Source organism: Rubrivirga sp., from assembly GCF_049648075.1.
Lineage (GTDB): Bacteria > Bacteroidota > Rhodothermia > Rhodothermales > Rubricoccaceae > Rubrivirga.
In genome coordinates this window covers 1-4,709 of the sequence record NZ_JBARYR010000098.1, presented here as the reverse complement: position 1 = coordinate 4,709, position 4,709 = coordinate 1, and the positions used below count along the sequence as shown (strand labels likewise).

Genomic DNA, 4,709 nt, shown 5'->3' with positions numbered 1-4,709 from the left:
ACCTCGGTAGGCGGGCAGGAGCGACCCGTGCAGGTTGAACGCGCCCAAGCGTGCGATCTCGTAGACCTCGGGCGGCAGGATCCGAAACGCGACGACGGCCATCACGTCGGGCGAGGCGTCCTCGAGGGCGGAGACGAAGCCGGGGTCGCGGAGCGAGTCGGGCTGGAGCACGGGGAGTCCGTGGCGCTCCGCCGCCTGCTTGACGGCCGACGACCGGACCCTTTGTCCTCGGCCCGCCGGCTTGTCCGGCACGGTGACGACGGCGACGGGCGCGAGGTCGGCTTGGACGAGCGCCTCGAGGGCGGGCACGGCGAAGTCAGGCGTGCCCATGAAAACGATGCGGGGAGAGGACAAAGGGCAGGAGGCAAGAGGTATGGGAAGATGCGTTGGATCCAGCCTCGAGGACGAGAATCGATGCGGAATCGGCGCGGCCCTCGATGCGCGGTCCTGGGGGTTGAGGACGGTTCGGCTTCGAGGGCGAGAAGGCGGCCGAGAGTGGTTCGTGCGGCGCGGCCTCGAGGACGGCGACACCACCCCCTGTCCCCCTCCTCACGCAGGGAGGGGGGACTCGACCTGGCGACCTCGAGGTCGGCGGGATGGTGAGGAGGATCCGGCGGCCTCGAGAGCGAATCGGCCTCGAGGGCGGGAACCCTGGCACGGCGCCCGGTCCAATCCCCAACCCTCCCTACGGCGCGAGGCAGGGCTCGAAGGGCTCGTCCGTGTACGGCGTCGGAAACTTGCCGACGCCCGGGACGAACGGGAAACGCCGCGTCACGACGCCACCCACGAACCCGACGCCGCCCTCGATGCGGCCGAGGCCCGCGTGCGAGAGGGCGCCCTCGAGGGAGAGCTCGGACGGCGTGAGCCAATCGTCCGTGCCGACGGCGACGAACACCTCCATCGAGACGCCGGCCTGCCACGGGAGCAGCGGCACGTCCATCAGCGCCGCGTCGTCGCCGAAGTAGATCGAGGCCCGCGTCGAGCCGCTGAGCACCTCGGTGAACGACTCGGCCTTCGAGAACCGGAAGGACTGGCCAGTGCGAGGGTCCGTGTACCGCGACTGGACGTCGACCAGGAACTCGACCCCGCCGACCAGGACCGCCGTGGGGCAGTGGATGACGCCGTCGACGAGCTCGATGTCGAGCGCGTCCACATCGGGGACCTCGACCGTCGCCACGGCGCGGTCGCCGTCGTGGCCCTCGACCTCGATGCGGTACGCCCGACCGGGCGCGACGTCCTCCGTCGTCCAGAACAGGTGGGCGGGGCCGGTCACGAACGACCGCACGTCCTGCGTCATCGGCACGCGCGAGCCGTCGGGGAGCCCGAGGAACACGTCGGCGGGCAGCTCGCCCTCGAGGTCGGCGACGGCCACGGCCGAGATCCCGAACGGCTCGACGCGGACCCACTGCGTGTCCGCTGAGGCGTCGAGGTAGCCGCTCAGCGAGTACGCCAGGTCCGACGGCGCGATCGGGACGAGCGGCGCCTCGCACGCTGCCAAAGCGACCCAGAGCAGGAGGAGCAGGCGTTTCATCGGCGGCACGGGCCAGGCGGCGGGCCGAACGGCGACCCGTTGATCCCTGGGACGAAGGGGCGCCGCTCCGTCACGACGCCGCCCACGAAGCCGAGTCCGTTTTCGACGCCGAAGCCCTCGACGGTGAGCGCGTCTTCGAGGGTCTGGCGGAAGAGGTCGGGCCAGTCGTCGGTCGTGACCGCGACGACGATCTCGGCCGACGCCAGGCCCGCAAACGTGACCGGGTCGATGCCCATTTGGGTAGCGTCCTCGCCGGGGTACACCGAGCCCACGAACCCGACGTCCTCGACGTCCCGGACCTCGTCGATGTAGGCGAACCGGAACGGCCGCCCTCGAGGGCCTGTGACCACGTAGCGAGCCTGGACGTCGGCGAGCGCGTCGGCGCCACGCACCGTGACGGACGTCGGGCATGTGAACCTCCCATCGCGGACCTCGACCTCGAACGAGCCGTCGGCGGGGATCGAGACGGTCGTCGTGGTCTCGGCGCCGTCGGCGCGGCGCTGGGCGACGAGTCGGTACCGGCCGCCGAGCTCGACGTCCTCGGTCGTCCAGAACAGGTGCGCGGGACCGTTCTCGAACGTCTGGACCTTCTGCTGCATCACGATCTCGAGGCCGCTCCCGAGCTCCGTCAGCACGACGTCGGCCTCGAGGGCGTCCGGGCTCACCTCCGCGACGGTCGAGACGTTCTCGACGCGGACCCACTGCGTGTCCGCTGAGGCGTCGAGGTAGCCGCTCAGCGAGTACACCAGATCCGTCTGCTCGATCGGGTCGAGCGGGACCTCGCATCCGGCCGAGACGAGAGCGAGAAGGAAAGCCAGTCGTTTCATCTACGCCCGGACATGCAGGAGGAGCCCCGAGAGATCACGGGCTGGAACGGGTACCGCTGCGTTACCACGCCGCCGACGAAGCCCACGCCGTTCTCGACGTCCCCATTGTAGCCAATGGCGGCCTCCAAGGTGAGACCCGCCGCCTCCGGCCACGCCTCCGACCCGATCGCTACGACGACCTCGGCCTCGAGGGCGGCGTCGGCCTCGACCTGGAACCGGCTCGTGTCGTCGCCCGAGAAGACCTCGGTCCGGTACACGTCGTCCGCGCCGCGGTCGATCGCGAGCAGGTGGGAAAACTCGAACCGCTCGACGGCGCCCGACGACGACCGAACGGTGTAGTGGGCCTGAACGTCAGCCAAGCGTGGCGCTCCGTCGACGGACACGAACACGGGGCAGTTGTTGGGGCCGGGCACGACCTCGACGTCCACGTCTTCGAGGGCGGGGATTGCGACGTCGGTCGCGGTCTCGGCGCCGTTCGGGTCGCGAACGGTCAGGCGGTAGGTCCGTCCCGCCTCGAGGTCGGCCGTCGTCCAGAAGCGGTGGGCCGGGCCGGTCACGAGTCGGTCGACGCGTTGCCGAAGCTCGACCTCGAGGCCGAGACCCGACAGGGTCACGCGGACGTCGAGCGGCCCGTCCGGCGGCGTCTCGACGACGCGCCCGACGGGCTCGACGCGGACCGTGTGCGTGTCGGCGCTGGCGTCGAGGTAGCCGCTCAGCGAGTAGTAGACGTCGGCCTCGAGGATGGGGTCGAGCGAGGCGTCGCAGCCGGCGAGGACCAAGAGCAGGAGGAGAGGCCGGGTCACCCGTCGCGGCGCGGGTCCGTGCACCGCCGGTCGGCTCGGAACGGGAACCGGCGCGTGACCACCCCGCCCACGTACCCGACGGCGCGATCGAGGCCGGGCGCCTGGAACTGGAGGAGGTCCTCGAAGGACAGACCCGCGACGTCGGGCCAGCCGGCGTTCGTGATCGCGACGACGATGACCGACGTGTCCGTGCCCTGTGGGGCCACGAGTCGGAGGTCCGTGCCCGGGTACAGCGAGACCTGCAGGCTCCCGTCCGTCCGGTCGCCGATGAACGGGAAGTACGACACGGACCGGCGCACGACCCGGTCCCCCTCCAACAAGAAGTAGTCCGCCCGGACATCGGCCAGGTCCTCGGCGCCCTGCACGGACGCGACGATGGGGCAGCTGGGTGGGAACCGGTCGATCCCGGCGACCTGGACGTCGACGCCGGTCGTGTCTGGGATCTCGATGGCCGCGGTGGCCTCCGCCCCATCCGAGCGGCGGGCGCGGAGCCGGTACTCGCGGCCGGGGTCGACGCCGGCCGTGGTCCAGAACAGGTGGGCCGGTCCGGTCACGAACGCCCGGACTTCTTGCTCGAGCTCGACCTCGAGGCCGGCCCCCTCCAAGCTGACCGTCGCGTCGATCAGGCCCGGGTCGAGGGCGGCCGTCCGGTCGAACGGCTCGACGCGGACCCACTGCGTGTCGGCCGAGGCGTCGAGGTAGCCGCTGAGCGAGTACACCAGGTCCGACGGCTCGATGGGGTCGAGCGGGACCTCGCACGCGGCGAGCAGGAGCAGGGCGGGGAGCCAGCGCACTACCGCGTCCTGAGTCGCGCCGAGACGTAGGGCACGATCGGGAGCTGGTTTACCCGGCGCCCCCGGAAGACGTCGTAGTAGAAGACGTTGTCGCGGTTGTACGTGTTGATCGCGCCGGCCTGCACGTCGAGGGCGGCGCGGCCTAGCGAGATCTCTGTGCCTGCTGTCAGGTCGAGCCGGTGGTACGACGGGAGGCGCCCGTTGAACGGCTGCTCGAACACGACGCGTGGGAAGCCCGGCGAGGTCGTGACCTCGGGCAACCCGAACGGCGGCACGACCACGTCGAACCCGAACGGCCGCGTGTACGGCAGCCCCGACCCGAACTGCCACCGCGCCCCGATCTCGAAGCCGCCGACATCGAGCTGCGCCGCCATCTGAAGCTGGTGCCGTCTGTCGTGGGCCGGGAAGTACCGCTCGTACGACTCGCCGCCGCGCACCTGGAAGGGGCCGCCGACCGACGAGTACTCCGTGACCCCGTAGGCGTACGACGCGTAGAGGTACGCCGGGCCGCGCTGGACTTCGACGCGGGCGTCGGCGCCGTACGACGTCGACCGGGCCTCGGTCGGGATCAGGGTGAACTGGGTGCGGGCGCTCCAGATTGGGACGGGCAGGCCGTCGATCCGGCGCGCGTAGCCCTCGGCCCCGACTCGGACGCCGGACGCGACGGGGATCGAGACGCCGCCCAGCAGGTGGAGGGCCGTCTGCTCGTCGAACCCGGCCGGCGGGCCGGTCCACGCGATGAACGGGGACGCCG

Annotated in this window: 5 protein-coding genes and 1 pseudogene; all 6 read right to left on the bottom strand. The window is 71.3% G+C overall.

Annotation, left to right across the window (positions count from 1 at the left end; genetic code table 11):
* Positions 1-330 (bottom strand): methionyl-tRNA formyltransferase (locus WBA11_RS02670; protein ID WP_424519178.1); only part of this gene is annotated, 330 nt, incomplete at its 3' end.
* A gap of 355 nt (positions 331-685) precedes the next feature.
* Positions 686-1,531, bottom strand: coding sequence for a hypothetical protein (locus WBA11_RS02665; protein WP_424519177.1), 846 nt, complete (start codon positions 1,529-1,531; stop codon positions 686-688).
* Positions 1,528-2,358, bottom strand: a complete 831-nt coding sequence (locus WBA11_RS02660) for a hypothetical protein (RefSeq protein ID WP_424519176.1) — start codon at positions 2,356-2,358, stop codon at positions 1,528-1,530. Before WBA11_RS02660 ends, WBA11_RS02665 begins: the two co-directional genes overlap by 4 nt.
* Positions 2,355-3,161 (bottom strand): hypothetical protein, encoded by an 807-nt coding sequence (locus tag WBA11_RS02655; protein WP_424519175.1) that lies wholly within the window; start codon positions 3,159-3,161, stop codon positions 2,355-2,357. Before WBA11_RS02655 ends, WBA11_RS02660 begins: the two co-directional genes overlap by 4 nt.
* Positions 3,158-3,955, bottom strand: a complete 798-nt coding sequence (locus WBA11_RS02650; RefSeq protein WP_424519174.1) for a hypothetical protein — start codon at positions 3,953-3,955, stop codon at positions 3,158-3,160. Before WBA11_RS02650 ends, WBA11_RS02655 begins: the two co-directional genes overlap by 4 nt.
* Positions 3,955-4,709: pseudogene (locus WBA11_RS02645) on the bottom strand (hypothetical protein); the annotation flags it as partial. The gene WBA11_RS02650 and the pseudogene WBA11_RS02645, both read right to left, overlap by 1 nt.

Bases quoted from the DNA above. Each gene is read 5' to 3' on its own strand.
- WBA11_RS02660 (WP_424519176.1), bottom strand. From the start codon at position 2,358: ATGAAACGACTGGCTTTCCTTCTCGCTCTCGTCTCGGCCGGATGCGAG.
- WBA11_RS02665 (WP_424519177.1), bottom strand. From the start codon at position 1,531: ATGAAACGCCTGCTCCTCCTGCTCTGGGTCGCTTTGGCAGCGTGCGAG.